The organism is Kitasatospora hibisci, assembly GCF_043950205.1.
Lineage (GTDB): Bacteria > Actinomycetota > Actinomycetes > Streptomycetales > Streptomycetaceae > Kitasatospora > Kitasatospora hibisci.
This window is the reverse complement of record NZ_CP171642.1, coordinates 5,358,481-5,384,512: the sequence shown is the minus strand read 5'-3', so window position 1 is coordinate 5,384,512 and position 26,032 is coordinate 5,358,481. Positions and strand designations below refer to the sequence as shown.

General features: G+C 75.6%; 20 protein-coding genes and 3 tRNA genes. 15 read left to right on the top strand and 8 right to left on the bottom strand.

The window, feature by feature from the left end; all coding sequences use genetic code 11:
• Window positions 1–572 precede the first annotated feature (572 nt).
• From orn to ACF9IK_RS23615, 4 genes are all read left to right on the top strand, one after another.
• Window positions 573–1,181: an oligoribonuclease gene (gene orn, locus ACF9IK_RS23630; protein WP_395296115.1), complete on the top strand. Its 609-nt coding sequence runs from the start codon at window positions 573–575 to the stop codon at window positions 1,179–1,181.
• 168 nt (window positions 1,182–1,349) lie between these two features.
• Window positions 1,350–1,425 (top strand) — tRNA-His (locus tag ACF9IK_RS23625).
• 231 nt (window positions 1,426–1,656) lie between these two features.
• Window positions 1,657–2,103 (top strand): DUF4442 domain-containing protein, encoded by a 447-nt coding sequence (locus ACF9IK_RS23620; RefSeq protein WP_238862693.1) that lies wholly within the window; start codon window positions 1,657–1,659, stop codon window positions 2,101–2,103.
• Between the two features lie 142 nt (window positions 2,104–2,245).
• Window positions 2,246–3,220 (top strand): hypothetical protein, encoded by a 975-nt coding sequence (locus tag ACF9IK_RS23615; protein WP_395296114.1) that lies wholly within the window; start codon window positions 2,246–2,248, stop codon window positions 3,218–3,220.
• 16 nt (window positions 3,221–3,236) lie between these two features.
• On the opposite strand, the gene ACF9IK_RS23610 is transcribed toward ACF9IK_RS23615, so the two are convergent.
• The 3 genes from ACF9IK_RS23610 to ACF9IK_RS23600 all read right to left on the bottom strand — a co-directional run bounded on the left by ACF9IK_RS23610 (window position 3,237) and on the right by ACF9IK_RS23600 (window position 5,418).
• Complete coding sequence (locus ACF9IK_RS23610; RefSeq protein WP_395296113.1) at window positions 3,237–3,704, bottom strand: GNAT family N-acetyltransferase; 468 nt, start codon at window positions 3,702–3,704, stop codon at window positions 3,237–3,239.
• A 135-nt stretch (window positions 3,705–3,839) separates the two neighbouring features.
• A complete protein-coding gene (locus tag ACF9IK_RS23605) occupies window positions 3,840–4,778 on the bottom strand; it encodes a spermidine synthase (protein ID WP_395296112.1) in 939 nt (312 codons plus the stop codon).
• Window positions 4,779–4,884: 106 nt separating this feature from the next.
• On the bottom strand, window positions 4,885–5,418 hold the full coding sequence (locus ACF9IK_RS23600) for a hypothetical protein (RefSeq protein ID WP_395296111.1): 534 nt from the start codon (window positions 5,416–5,418) through the stop codon (window positions 4,885–4,887).
• Between the two features lie 375 nt (window positions 5,419–5,793).
• On the opposite strand from ACF9IK_RS23600, the gene ACF9IK_RS23595 reads away from it, so the two are divergent.
• The gene (locus tag ACF9IK_RS23595; RefSeq protein ID WP_395296110.1) at window positions 5,794–7,434 is read left to right on the top strand and encodes a tetratricopeptide repeat protein; all 1,641 of its coding nucleotides are present in this window, start codon (window positions 5,794–5,796) and stop codon (window positions 7,432–7,434) included.
• Between the two features lie 102 nt (window positions 7,435–7,536).
• On the opposite strand, the gene ACF9IK_RS23590 is transcribed toward ACF9IK_RS23595, so the two are convergent.
• Window positions 7,537–8,187: a histidine phosphatase family protein gene (locus ACF9IK_RS23590; RefSeq protein WP_395296109.1), complete on the bottom strand. Its 651-nt coding sequence runs from the start codon at window positions 8,185–8,187 to the stop codon at window positions 7,537–7,539.
• 208 nt (window positions 8,188–8,395) lie between these two features.
• Here ACF9IK_RS23590 and ACF9IK_RS23585 point away from each other — a divergent pair, with 208 nt between their 5' ends.
• From ACF9IK_RS23585 to ACF9IK_RS23560, 6 genes are all read left to right on the top strand, one after another.
• Window positions 8,396–9,706 carry a hypothetical protein gene (locus ACF9IK_RS23585; RefSeq protein ID WP_395296108.1) on the top strand — a complete coding sequence of 437 codons (1,311 nt, stop codon included), beginning with the start codon at window positions 8,396–8,398 and terminating at the stop codon, window positions 9,704–9,706.
• Window positions 9,703–11,355 carry a hypothetical protein gene (locus ACF9IK_RS23580; RefSeq protein ID WP_395296107.1) on the top strand — a complete coding sequence of 551 codons (1,653 nt, stop codon included), beginning with the start codon at window positions 9,703–9,705 and terminating at the stop codon, window positions 11,353–11,355. The genes ACF9IK_RS23585 and ACF9IK_RS23580 overlap by 4 nt, the downstream gene beginning before the upstream one ends.
• 7 nt (window positions 11,356–11,362) lie before the next feature.
• A complete protein-coding gene (locus ACF9IK_RS23575; RefSeq protein ID WP_395296106.1) occupies window positions 11,363–12,757 on the top strand; it encodes an AAA family ATPase in 1,395 nt (464 codons plus the stop codon).
• 260 nt (window positions 12,758–13,017) lie between these two features.
• Window positions 13,018–13,425 carry a hypothetical protein gene (locus tag ACF9IK_RS23570; protein WP_395296105.1) on the top strand — a complete coding sequence of 136 codons (408 nt, stop codon included), beginning with the start codon at window positions 13,018–13,020 and terminating at the stop codon, window positions 13,423–13,425.
• Window positions 13,426–13,558: 133 nt separating this feature from the next.
• Complete coding sequence (locus ACF9IK_RS23565) at window positions 13,559–14,110, top strand: bifunctional DNA primase/polymerase (protein ID WP_395296104.1); 552 nt, start codon at window positions 13,559–13,561, stop codon at window positions 14,108–14,110.
• Window positions 14,111–14,206: 96 nt separating this feature from the next.
• Window positions 14,207–14,280: transfer RNA gene (locus tag ACF9IK_RS23560), tRNA-Lys, on the top strand.
• Window positions 14,281–14,447: 167 nt separating this feature from the next.
• Here ACF9IK_RS23560 and pgi read toward each other — a convergent pair.
• Both pgi and ACF9IK_RS23550 read right to left on the bottom strand, forming a co-directional pair.
• The gene (gene pgi / locus ACF9IK_RS23555) at window positions 14,448–16,109 is read right to left on the bottom strand and encodes a glucose-6-phosphate isomerase (RefSeq protein WP_395296103.1); all 1,662 of its coding nucleotides are present in this window, start codon (window positions 16,107–16,109) and stop codon (window positions 14,448–14,450) included.
• A gap of 202 nt (window positions 16,110–16,311) precedes the next feature.
• A complete protein-coding gene (locus ACF9IK_RS23550) occupies window positions 16,312–17,895 on the bottom strand; it encodes a Na+/H+ antiporter (protein ID WP_395296102.1) in 1,584 nt (527 codons plus the stop codon).
• A gap of 186 nt (window positions 17,896–18,081) precedes the next feature.
• Here ACF9IK_RS23550 and ACF9IK_RS23545 point away from each other — a divergent pair, with 186 nt between their 5' ends.
• Together ACF9IK_RS23545 and ACF9IK_RS23540 are read left to right on the top strand one after the other, a co-directional pair.
• Window positions 18,082–18,990: an NADP-dependent oxidoreductase gene (locus ACF9IK_RS23545; RefSeq protein ID WP_395296101.1), complete on the top strand. Its 909-nt coding sequence runs from the start codon at window positions 18,082–18,084 to the stop codon at window positions 18,988–18,990.
• A gap of 64 nt (window positions 18,991–19,054) precedes the next feature.
• A tRNA-Lys gene (locus tag ACF9IK_RS23540) sits at window positions 19,055–19,128 on the top strand.
• 134 nt (window positions 19,129–19,262) lie between these two features.
• Here the strand turns inward: ACF9IK_RS23540 and hemC are convergent.
• A complete protein-coding gene (gene hemC, locus ACF9IK_RS23535) occupies window positions 19,263–20,198 on the bottom strand; it encodes a hydroxymethylbilane synthase (RefSeq protein WP_395296100.1) in 936 nt (311 codons plus the stop codon).
• 134 nt (window positions 20,199–20,332) lie between these two features.
• Between hemC and ACF9IK_RS23530 the strand changes: the two genes are divergently transcribed.
• The gene (locus ACF9IK_RS23530) at window positions 20,333–20,695 is read left to right on the top strand and encodes a MerR family transcriptional regulator (RefSeq protein ID WP_395296099.1); all 363 of its coding nucleotides are present in this window, start codon (window positions 20,333–20,335) and stop codon (window positions 20,693–20,695) included.
• A 113-nt stretch (window positions 20,696–20,808) separates the two neighbouring features.
• On the opposite strand, the gene ACF9IK_RS23525 is transcribed toward ACF9IK_RS23530, so the two are convergent.
• Window positions 20,809–22,500, bottom strand: a complete 1,692-nt coding sequence (locus tag ACF9IK_RS23525) for a chitinase (RefSeq protein WP_395296098.1) — start codon at window positions 22,498–22,500, stop codon at window positions 20,809–20,811.
• A gap of 213 nt (window positions 22,501–22,713) precedes the next feature.
• On the opposite strand from ACF9IK_RS23525, the gene ACF9IK_RS23520 reads away from it, so the two are divergent.
• On the top strand, window positions 22,714–25,935 hold the full coding sequence (locus ACF9IK_RS23520) for a S41 family peptidase (protein WP_395296097.1): 3,222 nt from the start codon (window positions 22,714–22,716) through the stop codon (window positions 25,933–25,935).
• Window positions 25,936–26,032: the final 97 nt, after the last annotated feature.

The following is a 26,032-nucleotide window of genomic DNA, read 5'->3' as shown; positions in this document are numbered from 1 at the left end:
CCGTACCCGCACCAGCCGCACCCCGGGCAGCCCGGGGCGGGGCGGGGTCCGGTCCGGTCGCCGCTGGTCCCGCCGCAGGCCGGTCCGGGGGCGGGGCGTCCGGCGCGTACGGCGGAGCACGCCGCCGCGGAGGACGGCCACCCCCAGCCCGGTGCACGCGGCCAGGGCCAGGGGCACCGCGCCGCGGCCGAGCAGGCGTCGGACGACTCCGGCCCGGCCGGCGGGAGCGGCGTGCCCGGTGTCGGGCCGGGTGGCGGTCGCGGGCACGGTGCGCCCGCCGGCCGGGTACCGGCTCCTGCGACCGGTTCGGCGGAGGGCCGGGCCCGGCAGGCCCGGGCTCCCCAGGTGCGTCCGCAGGGCGGGCGGGCCGCGGCCCCGGACCCGGGCCGCGAGACCAGGGCCGCTCGGGACGCCCACCAGTCCCACCCGGTCGGCCAGGCCGGCCCGGCCCGCGAGTCGCACGAGCCGGACGGCCACGGCCAGGGCGAGCGTGCCGCCGAGGCCTGCGCCCCGGCGCCGCGCTCGACTCCTCCGGTGCCCGCGGCGCGCGATCGCGCCGTAGGGTGAGTGGCGTGAATGACCGTTTGGTATGGATCGACTGTGAAATGACAGGCCTCGACCTCGACCGGGACGCCCTGGTCGAGGTCGCGGCGCTGGTGACGGACTCGGAGCTGAACGTCCTCGGCGAGGGCGTCGACGTCATCATCCGCCCGCCCGCCGAGGCACTGGCCAACATGCCCGAGGTGGTGCGCGCCATGCACACCTCCTCCGGCCTGCTCGACGAGCTGGAGAACGGCGTCACGCTCGCCGAGGCGGAGGCCCTCGTCCTCGCCTACGTCCGCGAGTACGCGCCCGAGGCCGGGCGGACGCCGCTCTGCGGGAACTCGGTGGCGACGGACCGCGGCTTCCTGACCCGGGACATGCCGGCCCTGGAGGGGCACCTGCACTACCGGATCGTGGACGTCTCCTCGATCAAGGAGCTGGCCCGCCGCTGGTACCCGAGGGCGTACTACAACAGCCCGCAGAAGGGCGGGAACCACCGGGCGCTCGCCGACATCCGCGAGAGCATCGACGAACTGCGGTACTACCGCGAGGCGGTGTTCGTCCCCCAGCCCGGTCCGGACACCGACACCTCCCGGGCGATCGCCGAGAAGTACCAGGCCCCGACGTCGACGGACTGACCCGGCTTCCCCGGCGCGTTCCGGCGGCCCCCGGTCGGGGCCCCCGGAACGCGCCGGACGGTGCCTACGGACGCCCGGTCGAAACCCTGGCGCGAGCACCCTCTCGGATCCTGTAGAGTTCTTCCTGTCGGAACGGGAACGCGGGAGCGGGAACGGGCCGGACAGATGGTGGGTGTAGCTCAGTTGGTAGAGCACCTGGTTGTGGTCCAGGTGGCCGCGGGTTCGAGTCCCGTCACTCACCCCAGAGCCTGAGGGCCGATCTCGGAAGAGATCGGCCCTCAGGCGTTTTCGCGTGCCCGGGACTTCCACACCCCGGGACTTCCGCACCCCGGGTCTTCCCCACCCGCAACCGGCGCCCCACCGCAACGGAAGCGGCCGGAGGGAGCCGCTGGCCGCGTCCGCCGAGGCGGATCCGGGGTGTGAGATCTGCCGGCGGGTCTGCCGCTAGAAGCTACCGGCTAGTAACCTGACCGCCATGACGACACCTTCGATCGGCCAGCTGCTGGACTCGACCGTGCCGATGGCACGCACCCTCAAGCTGGAGTACCTGGAGACCACGCCGGAGCGCGCCGTGCTGCGGCTGCCCGACCAGCCCGAGTACCACAACCACGTCGGCGGCCCGCACGCCGGCGCGATGTTCACCCTCGCCGAGTCCGCGAGCGGCTGCATCGTCCTGGGCGCCTTCGGCGACCAGCTCTCACGCGCGGTGCCGCTCGCGGTCAGCGCCGAGATCGCGTACAAGAAGCTGGCCATGGGCGCCGTCACCGCGACGGCCGTGCTGGGCCGCCCGGCCGCGGACATCGTCGCCGAGCTGGACAAGGGCGAGCGCCCGGAGTTCCCGGTCACGGTCGAGATCACCCGTGCCGACGGGGCCGTGACCGGCGTCATGACCGTCATCTGGACCCTGCGCCCCAACTCCTGACCACCACCGGGCGCGTCCGGGCCTGGGGCCGGCCGGTCGGGAGCGCGGTCACGGCTCGCGACGATGACTGTCCGTAACGGTCACCGTGACCTCACGGCCCGTCCGCTCGTTCTCGATTCACGTGCGAGCCAATCACGCGACCATGGCACCGGAACCCGTCCGACGCGGCGTCGGCCTCACGCGGCGCACGGACGGCCGGCGGCCGACCCGGGGGCGGGCGGTCGCGGTCGGCGGAGCGCTCCTCGCCCAGGTCTGGTGGCTGGGGGCGCCGGGGGCGCTCGCCGCGACCGCCGAACCACTGCCCGAGCCGGTGAGTCGCACCGTCGGCCGGACCCTGGGCGGCGGCAGCGCCCCCGACGAGGGGTCAGCCGAGCGGCCCGCCGGCGGGGAACGGGAGAACGGACCGGGCGAAGGCTCGGGCGGCGGGGGCGAGGACTCCGACCGCACGGGCCGGGACCGGGGCGGGGCATCGGCCCACGGGCAGCCCCATGCCGCCGGCCGGGCGCCGGCCGGCGACGGCGAACCGGGCTCGCCCGGGCTGCTCGGCGGACTCGCCGCGGCCGCCGCCACCCCCGGCTCCGGCCCGGCCGGAGCGCGGGTCGGCGACGTCCTCCAGGGCCGGATCATGGCGGGCGGCCTGCCGCTGCCCGGGCAGCCGGCCGCCGTCCCGGACGCGTTCGCGATCGCCTCCGGGCTGCTCGGCGCCGTGCCCGCGCAGGCCCGCACCGCTCAGGCAGGCCCCGCCCGGGAGGGCGAATTCGTGGAGTCGGTGGCGCCGTCCGGCCGTTCCGGCACCGCCGCGGGACGGCCCGTGCCACCGCCCGCGGGGCCGCACGGCCCGGCCGCCCCACCCCCCGTCCAGGGAAGTGCCGAGCGGCGGGGTCCGACCGCCGGTCCGTCCGGACCGGGCGGTACCGGCGTACCCGGCGCCGCCGCCGCGGAGCGTTCCGCACCGCACGAGAACCTCGCCGCCGTCGATCCGGCCGTGGTCGCCGCCGATCCGGTCGGGCACGGCCTCGCGGGCACCGGGACGGCCGTCCTCGCCCCGATCGCGGCCGGGCTGCTGCTGACCGGGGCCGCGATGTGCAAGCACCGCGGGCTGCCCCGCGGCCACTGACCGCGGCCCCGCCCGTTCAGGCCCCCGTGCCCGCCGCGATCTCCAGCGCGAGCAGCGGCAGTTCGCGGCCCGGTATCGATTCCGACGGGGTGGTGCCGATCCGGGTCGCGCCCATCGCGAGGTAGAACGGCTCGGCGTTCGGATCGGCGTCGATGGTGAGGCGGCGGAAGCCGAGCACCCCGGCCCGCTCGCGGACGTGGCCGACGAGGCGACGGCCCACGCCCCGCCCGATGCTGTCGGGCTCGACGAAGAGCATGCCCAACTCGCCCTGCGGGGGCGCCCCGACGAGGGTGACGAAGCCCAGCACCCGCCCGCCGGCCTCGGCCACCGCCGTCCGCCGCCGCTCGACCGCGGCGGGGTCCAGGGTCAGCTCCTCCCGGCAGGCGGCCATGAACGCCTCGTCGTAGCCCCAGTACGCCTTGGAACGCAGGGCGATGGCGCTGAGCAGCGCCGCCTCCTCCGGTCGAGCCGGTCTGATCCTCATCGCACGTCCCCCCGGCCGGTCACGGCCGTCCGCATTCCGGATGGAGTGCCCATTCTCGACGCCCCGCCGACCGCGGCCAAGCGCTTTTCCGCACCGGCCCAGCGCCGTCGGACCGGCGCCGCGGACGCCGTGCGGTCAGAGAAAGGCGCCCGGGGGCGGGGACGGCGAGGGGGATGCGGTGGCGTCCGTGGCGGGTGCGGCGCCGGCGGCGAAGTCGGCCAGGGAACGGCCGTGCTCCACCCGCCCGAGCGCGGCGTCGGTGGCCACCTTGCGGCCCAGCTCGGCCAGCGGGAGCGGCGCGTGCGCGGCGGCCAGGATCAGGTTGCCGAAGCGCTTGCCGCGCAGCACCGCCGGGTCCGCCAGCAGGCAGAGCTCGGGGAAGACCGCGCCGAGGGTCGCGATCTGCGAGCGGGCGAACGACAGGCCCGCGCCGTCGGCGATGTTCACCGCGTACCGGCCGCCGGGGGCCAGCGCCCGCGCGGCGAGTGCGGTGAACTCGACGGTCGTGCAGTGGGCCGGCACCCGGGCCCCGGAGAAGACGTCGGCGATCACCAGGTCGGCGCCGGCCTCGGGGGCCCGCTCCAGCACGCTGCGGGCGTCCGCGGCGCGCACCTTGATCTGCCAGCTCCGCTCCAGCGGGAGCTCGGTGCGCACCAGTGCGGTGAGCGCGGTGTCGATCTCGGCCACCTGCTGGCGGGAGCGCGGGCGGGTGGCCGCGACGTAGCGGGCCAGGGTCAGGGCGCCGCCGCCGAGGTGCAGGACGGTGAGCGGGCGACCGGGCGGGGCGGCCAGGTCGATCAGGTGGCCGAGCCGGCGCTGGTACTCGAATCCCAGGTGGGTCGGGTCGGCGAGGTCGACCATCGACTGTGGCGCACCGTCGATCAGCAGCGACCAGGCGGCGGGGCGGTCGCGGTCGGGGCGGAGTTCGGCCAGTCCGGAGTCGACGGGACGGGTGAGCGGCCCCTGGGCGTGCGTCCGGCCGCCGGGGCCGGTGGCCGCCGGCTGCGGGTCGGCCGCCGTTCGGCTTCGGTCCTTGCCGCTGCCGGCCCTGCTGCTGCGTCCCATGCCGGCCATTATCGCCGCCGCGCGGGAGGGTTCCGCAGCTGAGCCGGGCCGGGATGGCCGAGCAGCGGGGGGAGGCGGTCTGCGGGCGGGGGCGGAGGGCCGCGGGGGCCGCGGCTCAGAACGGGCCGAGGCCGCCGGCGGTGAGGGTGCAGGCGGCCTCACAGAGCGCCGACCGGAGGACCCAGGCGTCGGTGGGGCGGGCGCCGCAGCCGGCCCCGGCGGGCGGCATCACCCAGCGCGGGTCGGCGGCGGGCAGCAGCAGCGCTCCGGCAGTACAGGAGCTGCCCGGCAGGTGCCAGGTGGCGGAAGTGCCGGCCGGGACGAAGAAGGAGAGGGTGCTGCCGTTGCGGCTCTGCAGCACCACGCCGCAGGCCCGGCGCAGCCGCAGGATGTCGACCGTCTCCAGACCGTGCCGCAGGGCGACGGTGACCGTGTCGTAGCCGGCGACGACCACGCCGCCGGCACCGGCGTCGTCCGCGCCGATGCGCCGGAGCGGGGTGCTGCCGCCGCCGCACGGGGCGCGGCCGCCGGCGGCGGAGCCACGGACCGGCCCGCGCTCGTCGGCCGGTTCGGGCAACAGGGCGGGCGCGGCGTCGGCGAGCACGCCCCCGGCGACCAGGCGGCGGTACTGCGGTAGTCCGGCGGCCATCACGGGCCCTCCTGTCACCTCGTCCGGTCGGAAGCACCGCCGCCCGGGGGCCGGGGGCGCCGCGGCGACGGCGGGGCGGGCGGGGCTTCCACGTATCAGGACAACGCCGAGGATGCGGCCCAGGCCACGGGGCGACTTACAGCAAGGCATGGCATTTCATGGCAGATCCCGGCAATCATGCCCGGATTGCACCGAATTGTCATCACATCAGCCACAAACTCGCCGTAGCGCCTCGGTGACTCCGGGTACTGTCTGTGGCGAGCCCGGTGGTCCGTCCCACCCCGGCCGGGCCCCTCCACAGCCGTCCACGATCCGGACCCGCCACCCCGCACGAGCACCGAGCAGCGAGCACCGAGCACGACCACGGAGCGCACCATGGCAGCCACCCCACCGGCCGAGCCGAACCGCCCGTCGCCCAACACCGTGATGCGCGCGCTGCGCGGCGACCGCTCACCGGGCGAGTTCGCCGTGGCCGTGCGCCGGGCCGCCCGCGAGATCGGCGAGCACGTCTCCTGCGACGCCCGCTACGTCGGACGGGTCGAGGCGGGCGAGATCCGCTGCCCCAACTACGCGTACGAGCGGGTCTTCCGGCACATGTGGCCGGACCGGTCGCTGGCCGACCTCGGCTTCTCCCCCCGCACCGCCGTCCGCCGACGTCCGGCGAACGGCACCGGAGCCGAACCACCCCCGCTCCACCCTTCGTTCCCGCCCGTGCCAGCCCCCCGATCACCGCTCTCCACCCGGCCCCCGTACGCTGCCTCGCCGTACACGGAGGCGCCCCCGCCGGACGGGCCCCTGCCGCCGAGGCCCGCGGCGCCGCCCGGGGGGCCCGCCGGACCGCACCATCTCGACGAGGAGAACGACGACGTGCGTCGCCGTACGTTGCTGGCCGGCGGCTCCGCCGCGCTGGCCACCGTGATCGGCCTCGACCGCCCGGTCGACGCCCCCGCCGCCCGCCCCGCCCCGGGTGCGGGCGCCGCCACGAGGGCGGCGGGCGGCTTCATCCCGGCCCAAGCGGGGCCCGGGGCCGGCCGGTTCGGCACCCGACCGGCGCTGTTCGAGCCCGACGCCGCCTTCGTCCCCGGGCGGCCGGGGCCGGTCCCGCCGCCGCGCAAGGTCGGCACGGCCGAGGTGCTCGGCGTCGAGCAGGCCGTCCGGGACATCCGGCTGGCGGACGACGCGCACGGGGCCGACGCCCTGTTCGAGCAGGCCGGGCAGTCGCTGCGCACCGCGTACCTGATGCTCAACGACGGCGAGTACGGCCCCGAGACCGAGCGCCGGCTCCAGGCCGGGGCCGGTGAACTGGCGATCTCGGTGGGCTGGTTGGCGCACGACTCGAACCGGCCGGCGGACGCCCGCTCGCTCTACGCCGAGGCGCTGGCGACCGCCCGGATGGCGGGCGACGCCGCCCTGGAGGCACACGTCTTCTGCAACAGCGCCTTCCTGGCCCGGGACGCCGGCCGGCCGCGCGAGGCGCTGCGCGCCGCCCAGGCCGGGCAGGCCGCCGCCCGCGACCTCGACTCCGACCGGTTGCTCGCGCTGCTGGCCATGCGCGAGGCCGGCGGCTGGGCGCTGCTGCAGGACCGCACCGCCTGCGAACGGGCGCTGTCCCGCGCGTACACGCTGTTCGACCGCGGCCCCTCCGAGGCGGACCCGGAGTGGATGTCCTTCTTCGGCGAGGCGGAGATCGCCGGACTGCAGTCCCAGTGCTGGTCGGCCCTCGGCGACTGGGACCGGGCGAGCGAGCAGGCCGGGCTGGCCATAGCGCTCCAGGAGCCGCACTTCGTCCGCAACCGGCTGCTGTACACGGCCGAGTTGGCGCACGACCGGCTCGGCCGGGGGGACCTGGCCGGTGCGGCCCACCACGGCGACGCCGCCGTAGCGCTGTTCGGTGAGGTCCGTTCGGCCCGGATCCGCAGCATGCTGGCGGACACCGCCGAGCGGCTGCGCGTACACCGGAACGTCCCGGAGGTCGGCCGCTTCCTGGTCCGGTACGACCTGGCGGCCGCGGCCTGAGCCGACGGACGCCCGGGGTCGGGCACGGCCGGGGAGGGCGTCCCGGCGGGCCCGCCCTCCCCGGCGGCGCGTCCGCCGCAGCGCCCGGGAGGGCGCGGCGGGTCAGTGCTTCAGGCCCTCCAGGTGGCTGAGGTCGTTCCAGACCTCCACCGCCGGGGCACCGTACTCCCAGGAGAGCACGCAGAGCGCGGCCGTCCCGAGCTTGAAGCGCTGGGCGAACTCCGGCGGCAGGCCGAGCCAGCGGGCGGTCAGGATGCGCAGCAGGTGGCCGTGGGCGAAGAGCACCACGTCGCGGTCGGCGCAGTGCATCACGGTGGTGTCGGCCTCGGGCACACCGTGCTCGTCGTTGAGGTCGGCGAGGAAGGCGTCCACCCGGGCGGCCACGTCGGACAGCTTCTCGCCGCCGGGCACGCCGTCCCGCCAGATCAGCCAGCCCGGGTGGTCGGTGGCGCGGATGTCGGCGCCGGTCCGGCCCTCGTACTGGCCGTAGTCCCACTCCAGCAGCTCGGGGCGGTCCACGGCGCGGTCGCCGAAGCCGGCCAGGGCGCAGGTCTCCCTGGCGCGGTCCAGCGGGCTGGTGAGGACCACGGCCTCCGGCAGGCCGTTCCAGGGCGCCTTGGCCAGCCGGGCGCCGAGCGCCCGGGCCATCGCGCGGCCCTCCCCGGTCAGCGGGATGTCGGTTCGGCCGGTGTGGCGGCCGGTGGCCGACCACTCGGTCTCACCGTGGCGGACGAGAACGATTCGGGCGGGCATGGGGGCTCCTCGCGGCGGGGCGGTGGCAACGGGCGGTCTCACCATTGAGCACCGGTACTCCATGATCCCCCACACACCGACCGGCCACGATCCCGGGCCCCGGCCCCCGGAGCCCCACGGCGGAGCGCAACCCGGCACGGCCCGGAATCGCCGCGAATCGCCGGGCCGGACCGGATTGTCGGACCCGGATGCGACACTGGGCCGCACCATGAACGTCTCGACGAACGTCACGTCCAGCGGGCACTCTGAGCCGCTCGCCCAACGGCTCGCCGAGCTGCGCGGTCCGGCCCCGCAGCGCAGCCTGAACGCCCGTGCCCTCGCCGCGCTCGCCGCCAACCCGGGCTGCCACCGCCGCGCCGTGCTCGACGCCGCCGGCGTCGACAAGTCCGCCCTGGCCGCCCGGCTCGGCCGCCCCGCACCGTTCGGGCAGTCGCCGTTCGCCATCGCACGCGGCGTGATCTTCGAGTCCCGGCTGAAGGAGGACGGCTACGCGGCGCTTCTGGAGCCGCTCCGGCGCCACCTCGGCCTCCCGACGGAGGGCGGCTCCCGGCTGACCGTGCCCGATCTGCTGCGCCGCTCCGGCCCGGCCGTCCGGGCCGAGCGGACGACGGCCGCGCTGGCCGAGGCCGCCGCCGACCCGGCGGCCTGGACGCTGCTGGACCACCCGCTGCTGCGGCTCACCGTGGCCGGCAGCACCGCGTACCTGGAGCCGGACGCCGTGGTGGTGCACGGCGGGCGGTGCACGGTGGTCGAGATCAAGTCCTTCCCGGTGCTGGACGGCAGCGCGGACCCGGCCAAGGTCGGCGCCGCCGCCCGCCAGGCCGCGGTCTACGTCCTGGCGCTGCAGGAGACGGCGGCCGCGTCGGCCGGCCGGGAGGTCGACCCGGACCCGTACACCGAGCAGCGGCTGCCGGGCAGCCCGCGGCTGAGCGTGCTGCTGGTCTGCCCCAAGGACTTCAGCAACCGACCGACGGCGGTGCCGGTGGACGTCCGCCGGGAGCTGGCCACCACCCGCCGCCAGCTGAGCCGGATGACCGGCATCGGCCGACTGCTGGAGACGCTGCCGCCCGGGACCGGCTTCGACCTCGCGGCCGACGAGGACGGCACGCCCTCCCGGTCCGCCGAGGAGCTGACCAGCTCGGTCGCCTCGGTGCCCGCCTCGTACAGCCCGGATTGCCTCTCCTCGTGCGAGCTGGGCTTCCACTGCCGTGCCCAGGCCCGGTGCGACGACCGGGTGGAGCAGCTCGGCCGGGGTGTGCGCGGCGAGCTGGGCAGCATCCGGACGGTGACCGCGGCGCTCGCCGCGGCCGAGTCCGCCGACGCCGACCGCCCGGCCCCCGCCCCCGGCGGCGACGCCGACGACACCCGGGCCGATGCCGACGAGGCCGCCGCCCGGCTGGCGTACGCCGCCGCGCTCCGCGCCGAGGCGCTGGGCCGCACCGCCGCGGCACCCGCCCCCGCGGCAGCGCCCGCGCCCGCGCCCGTCGAGGCGGCGGTCGGCGCCGGGGCCGCGGTATGAGCCTGCTCGGCACCCTCGCCCGGTTGGAGGCCGTCCGCAGCGGCCGCGCCGAACCGCTGGCCACCGTCCGGCACCGCCACCTCTCCGACCGCCCGATGGTGGTCGTCCCGCTGACCGCGGCGGGCGAGGCGGGCGCGCCGCTGGCCGTCATGCTCGGCACCGACCGGTCCGCGCCCGGCCTGCACGTCGTCCCGCAGCCGCTCAACCGCACGCTCCGCTTCGACTTCCTGGCCGAGCTGGCCGCCGACCTGCTGCCGTACCTGGAGTCCTTCGGCGACGAGGTGGAGCAGATCGAGGGCTCCGAGAAGGACCCGGAGACCGGGGAGAAGGCCCAGGTACTCCGCGAGCTCTGCGCCGACGCGCCCCAGTTGATCGTGCCGAACAGCGGGGGCGTGCACCACCTTGCGCTCATCGGCCGCTCGACCAGGTTCCGCCGCACGGTCGAGGACGACGAGCCGGGCCCGTACCCGGCGCCGGCCCGGGTGCCGCTGCTCGGCCGCTGGCTGACCCACCTCACCGACCGGGCGCAGGTCCCCGGGGCCAGCATGCTGCTGCCGATGACCGGGCTGCTCGCCCGGCACTGGGCGACCGGGCAGAGCCACCTGGAGGACCAGCACCTGGCCGCCCGGCTGGCCTGGCACGCGCCGCCGCCCGGCCTCTCCGGCGCCGAGGCCGCCGGGCTCGCCGAGTCCGCCCGGGACGGCCGCGGTCAGCTGCTCCACCCGCCGGCCGGTCCGGCCACCGATCCGCGCTTCGACGAGCTGGTGCTCGGCCCGGCGATCACCCGCTACGACGCCGCCGTGGCGGCCCTGCAGCAGCACGCCGGACGGCCGGACTCCGCGGCCGCCGACCAGGCCCGGGCAGCCGTCCGGGCCGCCGTCGACCTGCTCCGCGCCGAGCTGACGGAGGTCCTGCTGCCGACCTGGCAGGACGTCTGGACCGGCCTGGACCTGCTGCGCGCCCTGCCGCCCGCCGGGCACCTGGAGGAGCGCTGGACCGGCGACCGCTGGTCCTACACCGGTCACCGGGACCGGCTGGCCGCCGGCGAGCCGCCGCAACCCCGGCAGGACGACGCCGTGACGGCGGCCCGGAAGCTGGCGCAGCGGGAGCGCGAGCAGGCCCGGCTGGACGTCCAGGAGGCGCTGGACGACCCGCTGGCGATGGCCGAGCACCGCCTGGCCGGCGAGGCGTTCGCGGGCGTGGTGACCGAGGTGGTCCCGGACTACGACACCTCGGGCCGGTCGCCCAAGCCGCGGCCACTGGTGACGCTCCGCACCGCCGACCGGCCGCACGCCGACCTCGGCCGGGAGGCCCACCGGGTCTGGGCGTCCCCCCGGCCGGACGGGGGGAGCCCGACCGCACAGAAGGCGGTGATCGCGGGCGTCGACGCGGCCGCGGGCACCATCACGCTGCGGGTGCTCTCCGGCATGGGGCGGAAGAAGGAGCCGGAGCCGGGCAGCCTGCCCGAGCCGGGCGAGACGGTCACCTTCACCCTGTTCGAGCTGACGGTCCGCCAGTCCGCCCCGCTGCCCGAGCCGGACGACACCCCGTGGACGCACGGCGGGCCGCCCGGTACCGGGACGCCGGCCGCCGTGCCCGTGGCGGGACCGGCCGCCACCGCGTCGGCGGTGTTCGAGGAATGGGAGTGATCCGGCAGTGAGCAGCGAGCAGGGCCCCGGCGCGGCCCCGTCCCCGGCCCCCACCCGGGTCCCCTCCCCCGGCGCGGCCGCCGACGCCGCGGTGGCCCGCATCCTGGAGGCCACCGTCCGTCCGGCCCCCGGGGCGCCGCGCGGTGTGGTGGTGGACTCCCCGCCGGGCGCCGGCAAGTCGACCCTGGTGGTGCGCGCCGCCCGGGAGCTGGTCGAGTCCGGCGAGCGGCTGATGATCGTCGCCCAGACCAACGGCCAGGTGGACGACCTGGTCGACCGGCTCGCCGCCAAGGCACCGGAGTTGACGATCGGCCGGCTGCACGCCGCCGACTCCCGGCCGGGGCCCGAGGTGTTGCGGCACGCCAACGTCACGCCCTCCGACAAGGTGGCGGACCTCGCCGAGCTGGACGTGGTGATCTCGACCGCGGCGAAGTGGCAGTGGGTGAAGGCCGGGGCGCCGTGGCGGCACGCGATCGTCGACGAGGCGTACCAGATGCGCTCGGACGCGCTGCTCGCGGTGGCCCGGCTCTTCGAGCGGGCCCTGTTCGTCGGGGACCCGGGCCAGCTGGACCCGTTCACCGTGGTCGGCACCGAGCAGTGGGCCGGCCTGTCGTACGACCCGTCCAGCAGCGCGGTGGTGACGCTCCTCGCGCACAACCCGCAGATCGAGCCGCACCGGCTGCCGGTCTCCTGGCGGCTGCCGGCCAGCGCGGCACCGCTGATCTCGGACGCGTTCTACCCGTTCACGCCGTTCCGCTCCGGCACCGGCCCGGGAGAGCGGCGGCTCACCGCCTCGGTGCGGCCGGACGGATCGGCGCTGGACGCGGCGATCGACCGGGCCGCCGACCACGGCTGGGCGCTGCTGGAGCTGCCGCCCCGGCACACCGTCCGGACCGATCCGCAGGCCGTGGCCGCGGTGGCCGCCACCGTCCGCCGCCTGCTGGAGCGCGGGCTGACGGCCCACTCCGAGCAGGGCGCGGCGCCGCTCACCCCGGGGCGGATCGCGGTCGGCACCGCGCACCGGGACCAGGCGGCGGCCGTCCGGGCCGCGCTGGTCAGGGCCGGGGTCCCGGTCGATCCGAGTGCCGGACCGGCCGTGACGGTGGACACCGCCAACCGGCTGCAGGGGCGGGAGTACGACGTCACGGTGGTGCTGCACCCGCTCTCCGGGCGGCCGGATGCGACCGCCTTCCACCTGGAGACGGGTCGGCTCTGCGTACTCGCCTCCCGACACCGGCACGCCTGCATCGTGGTGGCCCGGGCGGGTATCGCCGAACTGCTGGACGAACACCCGTCCACCGAGCCGGTGCAGTTGGGCGTCTCGGTCGCGTTCCCGGACGGCTGGGAGGCCAATCACCAGGTGCTGCAGCACCTCGCCGGACACCGCGTCCGGCTGGGGTGATGCCCGCGGGCCCGGCCCCGGCTGGCTGCACGAGGAGCCACCGCCCGTCACCACGTGCGACTCCAGGCGCCGGCTCGGACGCCGCGGGCCGGGCTCGGCGTCCGGGGCACGCCCCCGGCGTACCGGCCGGGAATAGCGCCCCGATGCGCACCGTTCCGTTACCGGCCGCGCCCGCGAGACAATGGACGACGGCCACGACCGGGCGGCGGTGTCCCCTGGAGCCGTCGTCCGCCCCACCGACCACCTGGAGGTGTCCGTCCATGCCCGACTCCCACGCCCAGGCGTCCGACCCGAGCGGTTCGACCGCGCCGGCCGGGCCGGGTGCAGGTGCCGGCGAGGCGCCCGCCCCGCGCCGGCGTCCCGCGCAGCTGCTGTTCGAGCCGCAGGCCGCCGAGCCGGAGCCGGAACGCTTCTTCGACCTGGAGTCGATCGAGGACCCGGCGGAGTTGCTGCGCCGTTCCACCGAGTTGGCGCTGGCCTTCCGCGCGGCGGCCGAGCGGGCGACCGACTTCCAGGCGGTCGCGGCCGCGCAGCTGGCGGACACCCGCCGGTTCGACGCGCTCTCCGAGACCGAGATCGCGGAGCGGGCGGACTGGACCGCGGACTACGCGGCCAAGATGATCGAGTACGGCCGCGGCCTGCTCCAGCCGCGCCGCCACGACGACTGACCGCCCCCGCCCACCGGCGGTCGGCGTCGCCACTGGCATATGCGCGGGGCAGGGTACGCCGCTCCTCCGCGCGCTGTCCGGCAAACAGCGCTTTCCCTCCCTGCCGCGCCCCGGACCCCGCAGGCTGCTGTCCGTGGACATCTGGACGTATCAGTCGGTGGAGTACGTCACCGTGGCCGGGGAGGCCTGGCTTGCCTCCGCCAGCGAGTACCCGCGCAGTATGCGCGCCTTGTGGGAGTCGCGTCCGTGGGCGCCCTCGGTGCTGCCCTGCGGGCGCGCCTTCGACGTGATCAGCATGCCGGCGCTGTTCGGCCGCCGGGTACTGGACGAGCTGTGGACCTCCGGGCCCGGCTGCGGCCCGGTCGCGGTCTACCGGGGACGCACCCTGCTGTTCGTCCAGCCCGGCACGGCGCCCCGGCTGCGCCGGCTGCTGGCCTGGGAGGAATGGGCCCGGGACGTCCCGCCGCTGCTCTGCCACGGCCGGGGCGACGCGGTGACCGTCCCGCCGGTCCAGCGGATGGTGAACAGCCCGGACTCCCCCGGTCTGGGCTCGGGCCGGTGGATCGTGGCACCGGAGGAACGGGAGCCCTGGCTGCCGGGCGCCTCGGTGGTGCTCTGGGCCTGCGTCCGGGCCACCCGTGAGCCGTCCGACCGGGCCGAGCCGGTGGCCGTGCCGTCCTGCTGAGCCCGACCGGGACCCGACCGGGACCGACGTCGCGGGCCCCGGGTATTCGATTTTGGCTGCACCCCGGGCCACTGCTAGAGTCTTCCCTGTCAGCAGGCGCCGCTAGCTCAGTTGGTTAGAGCAGCTGACTCTTAATCAGCGGGTCCGGGGTTCGAGTCCCTGGCGGCGCACAGACAGCCGGAAGGCCCTTCGCGAGAGCGAAGGGCCTTCCGGCGTCTCCGGCCCGTCCGACGGCAGCGGCACGATCCGGGACCGTCCGGAGCACGGCCCGCGGGACACCACTGCGGAAGGGCCGGCGCGGGCCGCCGCCGGAGCGGACGGCCCGCGTCGAACGGGCTCAGCGCCCGCGCAGCGCCCGGTAGCGGGCGACCAGCTCCGCCGTGGAGCTGTCCAGCGCGTCGGCGCCCTCGCCGGTCAGCAGCACCGGCTCGATCCGCTTGGCGAGCACCTTGCCGAGCTCGACGCCCCACTGGTCGAAGGAGTCGATGTTCCAGACCGCGCCCTGGACGAACACCTTGTGCTCGTACAGCGCGACCAGCTGGCCGAGCACCGACGGCGTCAGCTCGGCGGCCAGGATGGTGGTGGTCGGGTGGTTGCCCCGGAAGGTCTTGTGCGGCACCAGCTCGGCCGGCACGCCCTCCGCGACGACCTCCTCCGGCGTCTTGCCGAACGCCAGCGCCTGGGTCTGGGCGAAGAAGTTGGCGAGCAGCAGGTCGTGCTGGGCGACCAGGCCGGGCAGCAGGTCGGCGACCGGCTCGGCGAAGCCGATGAAGTCGGCCGGGACGACCTTGGTGCCCTGGTGCAGCAGCTGGTAGTAGGCGTGCTGGCCGTTGGTGCCGGGGGTGCCCCAGACCACCGGACCGGTCTGCCAGGTGACCGGGGCGCCGTCACGGGTCACCGACTTGCCGTTGGACTCCATGTCCAGCTGCTGGAGATAGGCGGTGAACTTCGACAGGTAGTGCGAGTACGGCAGCACGGCGTGCGCCTGGGCGTCGAAGAACGCGCCGTACCAGACCCCGAGCAGGCCGAGCAGGAGCGGGACGTTCTGCTCCGGGGGCGCGGTGCGGAAGTGCTCGTCCACCAGGTGGAAGCCGTCCAGCATCTCGCGGAAGGCGTCCGGGCCGATGGCGATCATCAGCGAGAGGCCGATCGCCGAGTCGTACGAGTAGCGGCCGCCCACCCAGTCCCAGAACTCGAACATGTTGGCGGTGTCGATGCCGAAGTCGGCGACGCCCTCGGCGTTGGTGGAGAGCGCCACGAAGTGCTTGGCGACCGCCTCGCTGCCGGCGCCGAGGCCACCGAGCAGCCAGTCGCGGGCGGAGACCGCGTTGGTGATGGTCTCGATCGTGGTGAAGGTCTTGGAAGCGACGATGAACAGCGTCTCGGCCGGGTCGAGGTCGCGGACGGCCTCGTGCAGGTCGGCACCGTCCACGTTGGACACGAACCGGACGTCGAGGTCGCGGGCGGTGTACGAGCGCAGCACCTCGTAGGCCATGGCGGGACCGAGGTCGGAGCCGCCGATGCCGATGTTGACGACGGCGCGGATCCGCTTGCCGGTGTGGCCGCGCCACTCGCCGCCGCGGACCTGCTCGGCGAAGGCCGCCATCTTGTCGAGGACCGCGTGGACGGCCGGCACGACGTTCTCGCCGTCCACCTCGATCACGGCGCCGCGGGGGGCGCGCAGCGCAGTGTGGAGGACGGCGCGGTGCTCGGTGTTGTTGATCTTCTCGCCGCGGAACATGGCGTCCCGCAGCTCGGCCACGCCGGTGGCCGCGGCGAGCTCGCGCAGCAGGGCCAGGGTCTCGTCCGTGACCAGCTGCTTGGCGTAGTCCACGTGCAGGTCGCCGACCTGGAGGGTGTAGCGCCGGCCGCGCTCCGGGTCGGCGGCGAACAGCTCGCGCAGGTGCGTGTCGCCCAGCTCCTCCCGGTGCTTGCCGAGGGCGGCCCACTGCGGGGTGCGGTCCAGCGGGGTACGGGCGTCGGCACGGGTCTCCGACATCGGTGGCTCCTCGATTCATCTGGGTGCAGATACCGGCAGGGCCAGGCGGTGAGGGTTTCGCGAGGTCGAGCGGGTACGGGTGGTGCGCCGACTCCTTTGACGGCCTGCCCGGAGCCAGCCTATGCAACGTCGGGACCAGCCGCGCACATTCCGTTCGCGGACGCTCCGTCGGCGGCGGCCGGCGCCCCGCACCGACGGCGCGTCACTTCCGCTCGGAGCGCAGGTCGAGCCCCCGCAGCACCTGGTCGACCAGCTCGGGGTCGGCGCCGACCTCGCTGCGGGCGGCCAGCATCTCGCGCCGGGAGGCGGCGATCATCTCCTGCTCGACGCTGTACGCGGCCCGCCACTGGCTGAGCCGCTGCTTCGCCTCGGCCGCCTCCTCCTCGGCGTACTTCTCCGGGCAGAGGCGGGCCAGCCGGTCGTGCTGACGGTCCCGCAGCCGGTCGGCCACCTCGGCGGGCAGCCGGTCCAGCCGCTCCAGTTCGCCCAGCCGCTCCAGCCCGGCCTTGGCGGCCCGCCACCAGAGCTGGCGGACGGCCTGCTCGTGCCGGTCGTGGTCGATGTCCAGGTGGAGCCGCTTGGCCAGCCAGGGCAGCGTCAGGCCCTGGACCAGCAGGGTGAACAGGACGACGCTGAAGGCGATGAAGACCAGCCGGCCACGCTCCGGGAAGGCCTCGCCGGAGTCGAGGGTGAGCGGGACGGCCAGGGCCAGCGCGACGGTGGCCACCCCGCGCATCCCGGACCACCAGAGCACCACGGTCTCCTGCCAGCTGATGGGGGTGTCCTCCTCGTCCCCCGCGCGCAGTCTCCTGGAGACCCAGCCGGCCGGGAGCAGCCAGAGCAGCCGGACCAGGACCACGACCCCGATGACCGCCACCGCGTCGCCGATCATGGCGGTCCAGCCGTCGCCCGCCTCCTTGAGGACGGTGGCCAGCTCCAGCCCGATCAGGCCGAAGGCCACGCCGGTGATCAGGATCTCGACGATCTCCCAGAAGGCGTTGCCGACCAGCCGGTACGAGACGGCGTCGGCGTCCGCGGCCCGCTCGGCGAGGTAGAGCCCGCAGACCACGACGGCCAGCACCCCGGAGCCGCGGATCTCCTCGGCCAGGCTGTAGGCGGCGAACGGGACCAGCAGGTTGAGCGCGACCTGCTGGGTCGGGTCCTCCAGGTAGGAGGCGATCTTGGTGTTGGCCCAGCCGAGCGCGACGCCGATGACGACGGCGACGACGGCCGAGAGCACGAAGCGCAGCACCGCGTTCTCGGCCGTGAAGTCGCCGCCGACCACCGCCTCGATGGCCAGTGAGTAGATCACGATCGCGGTGACGTCGTTGAACAGGCCTTCGCTCTCCAGGATCGCCACCAGCCGGCGGGGCAGGCCGACGCTGCCGGCCACCGCGACGGCGGCGACCGGGTCGGGGGGCGAGACCAGAGCGCCGACCGCGACGGCGGCCGCGATCGGCAGGGCCGGCAGCAGCCAGTGCACGGCCCCGGCGACCGCCGCGGTGGTGACCACCACCAGGGCGACCGCGAGCAGCAGGATCGAGCGGGCGTTGGCCCGGAAGTAGCGGACCGAGGAGCGCCGCGCGACGGCGAAGATCAGCGGCGGCAGGACCAGCGGCAGGATCAGATCGGGGTCGAGGGCGATGTCCGGGATCTGCGGGACGAGCGCCATGACGATCCCGAGCAGGGTCATCAGCACGGGTTGCGGCACTCCGGTCCGCCGGGCGAGCGGCATGGTCACCACGGAGGCGAGCAGCACCAGGAAGAGCAGGGGCAGCTGGCCCACGGGAGGTTCCTCTCGGTGACGGACGGTCCGGGGCGGTCGGAGCGCACGGCCCCGGCCGCCGTTCAGGATAAATCTGACAATGCACCCGACTGTCGCAGCGCGCCGGACGGCGCTTGACCTCAACCGCGCTTGAGGTCTGATCATCGAAAGGACCGATCAGCGGCCCGACAGACAGGCAGGAAGTCGATGAAGGCAGTCACCGTCCCCCGGTTCGGCGGCCCCGAGGTGCTGCGGGTGGCCGAGGTGCCCACCCCCGCCGCCGGGCCGGGCGAGGTGCGCGTCCGGGTCCGCGCGGCCGGGGTGCAGCCCGCCGACCTCGCCGTCCGGGAGGGCTGGAGCCCTCCGGGCACCCGGCTGAAGCCGCCGGTGGTGCCGGGCAACGAGTTCGCCGGGGTGGTCGACCAGCTCGGGGCGGGCAGCTTCGGCTGGGAGGTCGGCGACGAGGTGCTGGGCTTCCGCCTGCTCGACAGCCACGCCGAGTTCGTCACCGTGGACGGCGCCCACCTGGTCGCCAAGCCGGCCGCGATGCCGTGGGAGCAGGCCGGCGCGCTCTCCGCCTCCGGCCAGACCGCGCACACCGCCCTGACCGAGCTGAAGGTGGGCCGCGGCGACACCGTGCTGGTGCACGGCGCCTCCGGCGGGGTCGGCACGGCCGCCGTCCAGCTGGCCCGCGCCTGGGGCGCCACGGTGATCGGCACCGCGAGCGCGCGCAACCACGACTACCTGCGGGAGCTCGGCGCCGTCCCGGTGGCGTACGGCGAGGGGCTGGTCGAGCGGGTGCGGGCGGTGGCGCCGCAGGGCGTGGACGCCGCCTTCGACGCGGCCGGGCGCGGCGCGCTGGAGGCGTCCGTCGAACTGGTGGCCGACCGGGACCGGATCGGCACCGTCACCGACCACGCCACCGCCGCGCGGCTCGGCCTGCGGCAGCTGCGCGCGCAGCGGTCGGCGGCCCGGCTGGCCGAGCTGGTGGAGCTCTGGGAGGCGGGCGGGCTGCGGGTGGAGATCGCCGCGGCCTTCCCGCTGGAGCGGGCCGCGGACGCGCACCGGACGGTCGGCACCGGACACGTCCGGGGCAAGGTCGTGCTCACGCCCTGAACGGGCCGGCCGGGCCGATTGTGTGTTTCCGCTGCTGACCAGGTAATGTTCTCCACGTCAGCAGGCGCCGCTAGCTCAGTTGGTTAGAGCAGCTGACTCTTAATCAGCGGGTCCGGGGTTCGAGTCCCTGGCGGCGCACAGACAGCCGGAAGGCCCTTCGCGAGAGCGAGGGGCCTTCCGGCGTTCCCGGGGCGGCGGGCCCTGCGGCCGCACGGCCCGCCGCCCCGGGCGCGGGCTGGACTGTCCCCGAGGCGGCACAGGCTCCGGCGGCCTCAGTGCGGGATGGCGGCGATCAGCTCGGACGCCCCCTGCCGCTTCAGCGCCAGGGCGGTCGCGGTGCCGAGGTCCTCCGGGGTGAGCGAGCCGGCCCACTCGTGGGCGTCCAGGACCTGCTTGCCGTCCGGGGAGAAGACCCGGCCGCGCAGCGAGAGCCGACCGTCCGGTTCGGCCTTGGCGTAGCCGGCGATCGGCGAGTTGCAGTGGCCCTGCAGGACGTGCAGGAACATCCGCTCGGCGCTCGCCTCGCGCCAGGTGGGGTGGTCGCCGAGACCGGCGACCGCCTCGATGGTGGCGGCGTCGTCCTCCCGGCACTGCAGCGCGAGGATGCCGGCGCCGATGGGCGGGCACATCGTCTCCGGCGGGAGGACCTCGGTGATCCGCTCCGGCTCGCCGATCCGCTCCAACCCGGACACCGCGAGCAGCAGGGCGTCCGCCTCGCCGGCGGCCAGCTTGGCCAGCCTGCTGTTGGCGTTGCCGCGCATCGGCACGCACTCCAGGTGCGGGTGGGAGGCGGCGAGCTGGGCCCGGCGACGGACCGAGGAGGTGCCGATCCGGGCGCCGGGCGGCAGCTCGCCCAGGGTCAGGCCGCCCGGGTGGACGAGGGCGTCGCGGATGTCGTCGCGGCGCAGGTAGGCGGCGAAGACGGTGCCGGCGGGCAGCGGACGGTCGGCCGGCACGTCCTTGAGGCAGTGCACCGCGAGGTCCGCCTCACCGGCCAGCAGCGCCGCGTCGACCTCCTTGGTGAAGGCGCCCTTGCCGCCGAGCCGCGCGAGGTCGCCCATCCAGCGGTCCCCCGAAGTGGTCACCGGGACCACCTCCGTCCGCACCTCCGGGTGCAGGGCGGCCAGCTCGGCGCGGACCCGTTCGACCTGGGCCAGGGCCATCGGCGAGGAGCGGGAGACGATGCGGATCAACTCTGCGGTTGCCATGACCGGATGATAGACCGTCAGGAGCGCCGCTCCCGCGCTGCCCGGATCGTGGGCCGCCGTGCCGCCGCCGCGGCTATGCTCGGGAACGCACACTGGTGTCAGGGCCGTACGCGACCGGCGATGAGGTGGGCCACATGCAGATCGGGGAGCTTGCGGAGCGGACCGGAACGTCCCGGCGGCTGCTGCGCTACTACGAGGAGCAGGGCCTGATCTTCTCCGAGCGCTGCGCCAACGGCTACCGCACGTACGACGAGCCCTCGGTCGACCGGGTGCTGCAGATCCGGGGCCTGCTCGACGCCGGGCTGCCGACCAGGATCATCAAGCAGATCCTGCCCTGCCTGAGCAAGCCCCGGACCATCCACTTCGGGGACGCCACCCCGGAGATGCTCGCCACCCTGGAGCACGAGCTCACCAGCATGACGCGGCGGATCCAGTGCCTCACCCGCAACCGGGACGCCATCGCCGAGTACCTGGCGGCGGTGCGCGTCGGGGTGTGAGCTCCGCCGGGTACCGGACGGTGCACCCGGGGCCAGGCCCCCGGACGCACCCGGCACCCGGCGGAGCGGTCGGCGGTGCAGCGGTCCGCCCGGTAGCGGTCGGCGGCGATCGGTCAGCGTCGGAAGTAGCCGTCGAAGTTCCGGGAGAACTCCCGGCCGCCGAACTGGTCCCAGTTGATCGACCAGGTCATCAGCCCGCGCAGGTCGGGCTGGGCGCCGGCCTTCGGCACGTAGCTCCCGCAGTTGGCCAGTCTGGTCAGGCAGTCCAGCGCCTTGTCGACCTCGGCCGGGGCGACGTAGCCGTTCCCCGCGTTGGTGGTGGCCGGCATGCCGATGGCGACCTTGCCTGCGGGCAGCGGCGGGAACACGTTGGCGGTGTTGCCCGCGACCGGGAAGCCCTTGAGCAGCATGTCGGTCATCGCGACGTGGAAGTCGGCCCCGCCCATCGAGTGGTACTGGTTGTCCAGGCCCATGATGGAGCCGGAGTTGTAGTCCTGGACGTGCAGCAGGGTGAGGTCGTCGCGCAGCGCGTGGATCACCGGCAGGTAGGCGCCGGCCCGCGGGTCCTGGCCGCCCCAGGGGCCGGAACCGTAGTACTGGTAGCCGAGCTGGACGAAGAAGGTCTCCGGCGCCATGGTGAGGACGAAGCCCGGCCCGTACTTGGCCTTGAGCGTCCTGAGCGCGGAGATCAGGTTGACCACGACCGGGCTGGTCGGGTTCTTGAAGTCGGTGTCGCCGGCCTGCAGGGACAGCGAGTGGCCCTCGAAGTCGATGTCGAGCCCGTCCAGGCCCCACTTGTCGATGATCGCCGAGACCGAGGCGACGAAGGCGTCGCGCGCGGCGGTGGTGGTGAGCTGGACCTGGCCGTTCTGGCCGCCGATCGAGATCAGGACCTTCTTGCCCCTGGCACGCTTGGCGGCGATCGCGGCCTTGAAGTCGGCGTCGGACTCCACGGTCGGGCACTCGGTGGCCGGGCAGCGGTCGAACCGGATGTCGCCCGAGGTGACGGAGGTCGGCTCGCCGAAGGAGAGGTTGATGAAGTCCCAGGAGTCCGGGACGTCGGCCATCCGGGTGTAGCCGGCGCCGTTGGCGAAGCTGGCGTGCAGGTAGCCGACCAGGGCGTGGCCGCCGGACGGCGGCGTGGTGGGGGTGGCGGTGGGCGTGGCCGTCGCGGTGGGCGTGGCCGTCGGGCTCGGGGACGCGGTCGCCGTCGCGGTCGCCGTCGCGGTCGGGGAGGCGGTCGGCGAGGGCGCGCCCGGGCCGTCCAGGGAGAGGTCGTCCGCGTAGTACGTGCCCTGGCCGTACCAGCCGTGGGTGTAGACGGTGGCGCTGGTCTGGGCGGCACCGGTGGTGAAGCTGACGCTGAGCTTCTGGTAGGCGCCGCCGGTGCCCGGCGTCCAGGTGGAGGCGCCGCCGGTCACCCCGAGGTAGACGTAGGAGCCCTTCACCCACCCGCTGAGCGTGTAGGTGGTGCTGGGGGCGACCGTCACGGTCTGCGTGCACTGGGCGTTGTCGCTCGCCGAGGCCGCTCCGGCGAGAGCGTGGCCGCCGCCGTGGGCCTGGCCGGTGACGACGCTGCCGGCGCCGCCGCAGCTCCAGGGGTTCAGGACGCCGCTCTCGAAGCCGCCGTTGACCAGGAACTCCCCGGCCGACGCGGCGGGCGCCAGTCCGAGGGTCAGGCCGACCACCGTGGCGGCGGCGACGGCCGAGGCGGTGCCCGCGGCGACCAGGGTGCGGGGGCTGCGCCGGTGGCGAGCGGGCGAGGCGCCGACGGGCGAGGCGCCGGGTACGGGTGTTCTGCGCATGCGGGGGCTCCTGCGGAAGCGCGGATCGTGGGGGACGTCCGAGGGCACGCCGGAGGTACGCGCCAGTGGGGGTTCGGCCCGACCGCGCACCCTAGTTGGACTAGACCACTGAAGTGGATCCGCCGGTGCGGTGTCAATGGCCGGGACCGGCCTCGGCCGGTCCGCGCCCGGCGTCCGGTTGCCGGGCGTGACACCCCGTCGAACCATGGAGGGGTGACCTCGCCCGGCTACCTCCGCTACCCCCACCTGCGCGGGGACCTGCTGGCGTTCGCCGCCGAGGACGACGTCTGGGTGGCCCCGCTCGACCCGGACGGCACCGTCGGCCGCGCCTGGCGGGTCAGCTGCGACCGCACCCGGGTCAGCCACCCCCGGCTCTCCCCCGACGGCGGCACCCTCGGCTGGACCGCCTGGCAGAGCCCGGCCCCGGAGATCTGGACCGCGCCGGTCGACGGCGGCGCGGCCACCCGGCTGAGCCACTGGGGCAGCCAGGACACCCGGCTGCGCGGCTGGCTGCCCGACGGCGAGCTCCTCGCCGTCACCTCGTTCCACGAGCCCTTCGGCCACTACACCTGGGCGCACGCCCTGCCACCGGACGGCGCGCCCGGGCGCCGGATGCCCTGGGGCCCGGTCGGGGACGCCCAGGTGAACCGCTCGCACACCGTGCTGCTCACCGGCGCCGCCCCGCACGAGCCCGCCGCCTGGAAGCGGTACCGGGGCGGTGCCCTCGGACGGCTCTGGGTCGACGGCGAGCGGATCCTGGCCGGCCACCGGGGCCACCTCGCCTCCCCCATGCCGGTCACCGCGGCCGAGGGCGACCGGATCGCGTTCCTCTCCGACCACGAGGGCATCGGCAACCTCTACTCCTGCCGCCCCGACGGCACCGACCTGCGCCGGCACACCGACCACGCCTCCTACTACGCCCGCGAGGCCGCCGGCGACGGCACCCGGATCGTCTACCAGCACGGCGGCGACCTCTGGCTGCTGGAGAGTCTGGACGCCCCCGGCCCGCGCCGGCTGAGCGTCCCGCTCGGCGGCGCGCGGGCCGGCCGGCGGCCGTACCCGGTGAGCGCCGCCTCGCACGTCAAGGACCTCGCCTGCGACCAGACCGGCCGCGCCGGGGTGATCACCGTGCGCGGCAGCCAGTACTGGCTGACCCACCGCGACGGCCCCGCGCGGGTGCTCGCCGACACCCCGGGCGTCCGCACCCGGCTGCCGGTGGTGCTGGACCACACCGGCGAGGCCGCCTGGATCACCGACGCCGAGGGCGAGGACGCCGTCGAGATCGTCCCGCTGCCCGGTCACCGGGCCGCCCCGGCCCAGCACGGGCACCGGGTGCTGGCGGCCGGCCGGCTCGGCCGGGTCCTGGAGCTGACCGCCTCCCCCGACGGCGCCCACCTGGCCGCCGCCACCTCCGACGGCCGGCTGCTGCTGCTCGCCACCTCCGACGGCGACGTGCGCGAACTGGCCGCCTCCGGCCACGGACCCGTCTCCAGCGCCCGCTTCTCCCCCGACTCGCACTGGATCGCCTGGTCCCAGCCCGCGGCCGGCCGTTCGCTGCGCCGGATCCGGCTCACCCGCGCCGACGGGCTCGCGCCGGTCACCGACGTCACCGACGGCCGGTTCGAGGACGAGCAGCCGGTGTTCACCCGGGACGGCCGCTACCTGGCCTTCCTCTCCTGGCGCGGCTTCGACCCGGTCCACGACGTGCACACCGGCGACCTCTCGTTCCCGCTCGGCTGCCGCCCCTACCTCGTCCCGCTCTCCGCCGACACCCCCTCGCCGTTCTCCGCCTCAGCCGAGGACGGCGCCCCGCGCGGCGACGGCGGCGGCGACGGCACCGTGGAGGTCGACCCCGAGGGCATCGGCGACCGGCTGATCCCGTTCCCGGTGATCGCCTCCAAGTACTCGGCCACCGACGCCGTGCGCGGCGGGCTGGTCTGGCTGCGCTGGCCGATCTCCGGCACCCTCGGCCAGACCTTCACCAATCCGGACGACACCTCGGGCCGCCCGTCACTGGAGTACTTCGACCTGGCCCGGGGCAGCCGCAGCACGCTCGCCGACAAGCTGGACGGCTACGCCGTCTCCGGCGACGGCGGCTCGGTGGCCGTCTACTCGGCGGGCACCCTGCGGATCGTCCCGGTCACCGCGCCCTCCGCGTCCACCGGTGTGGACCTGCGCCGGATCACCCACACCGTGCACCCGGCCGCCGAGTGGCGCCAGGCGTACCGCGAGGCGGCCCGGATCGTCCGGGACCAGTTCTGGGACGCCGGGATGTCCGGCCTGGACTGGCCGGCGCTGGTGGCCCAGTACGAGCCGCTGCTGGCACGGATCGCGAGCCCGGACGACTTCGCCGACCTGCTCCGCGAACTGCTCGGCGAGCTGGGCACCTCGCACGCCTACGTCACCCCGTCCCGGCGTGGCGAGGGCCCGTCACCGGCGCAGCAGCCGCTCGGCCTGCTCGGCGCCAACGCGCACCGCACCTCCGACGGGCGCTGGCTGGTCGACCGCATCCTGCCCGGCGAGTCCTCCGACCCTCGGGCCCGCGCCCCGCTCGCCACCCACGGGGTCCGGAACGGGGACGAGCTGCTGGCGGTGGCCGGGCGCCCGCTGGACCCGGTCCGCGGCCCGTCCCCGCTGCTGGTCGGCACCGGCGGCACCACCGTCGAGCTCACCCTGCGCACCGGCGGTCCGGACGGGCCGATCCGCCGGATCACGGTGACCCCGCTGACCGACGAGCGGCCCATCCGCTACCAGGACTGGGTGGTCAGACGGCGCTCGCTGGTCCGGGAGTTCAGCGACGGCCGGTGCGGCTACCTGCACATCCCGGACCTCGGCGGCTCCGGGTGGGCGCAGTTCAACCGAGACGTCCGGCGCGAGCTCGACAAGCCGGCGCTGGTGCTGGACGTGCGCGGCAACGCCGGGGGCAACGTGTCCGAGCTGGTCCTGGAGAAACTCACCCGGCGGGTGCTGGCCTGGGACTTCAGCCGGGGCCGGCACCCGGTCCGGTGGCCCCGGGACGCGCCACGCGGGCCGGTGGTGGCCCTCGCCGACGAGGCCACCAGCTCGGACGGCGACGTCATCATCACCGCGATCAAGCTGCTCGGGCTGGGCCCGGTGGTGGGCAACCGCACCTGGGGCGGGGTGGTCGGCATGACCGGACGGCACACCCTCGGCGACGGGACGCAGATCTCGGTGCCGAAGAACGCCTCCTGGTTCACCGGCGGGCTCGGCTGGTCGGTGGAGAACCAGGGTGCGGAGCCGGACGTGCACGTGCTGCGCAGCCCGCGGGACTGGGCCCGCGGACTCCACCCCGAGCTGGTCACCGCGGTGCGGCTGGCGCTGGATCTGCTGGAGGACGCCCCGGCCGCCGTCCCGCCGCCGGACGACACGCCGCGCCCGGACCTGCGCCGGCCGCCGCTTCCGCCACGCGGGTGAACCGGCCCGCCGGGCGGATCAACGGGCGCGGCCGCTCCGGGGGTGAACCGGCCCGCCGTGTGAACGGAGCGGCGCGGGCGGCGGGCCGCAGCCGCGG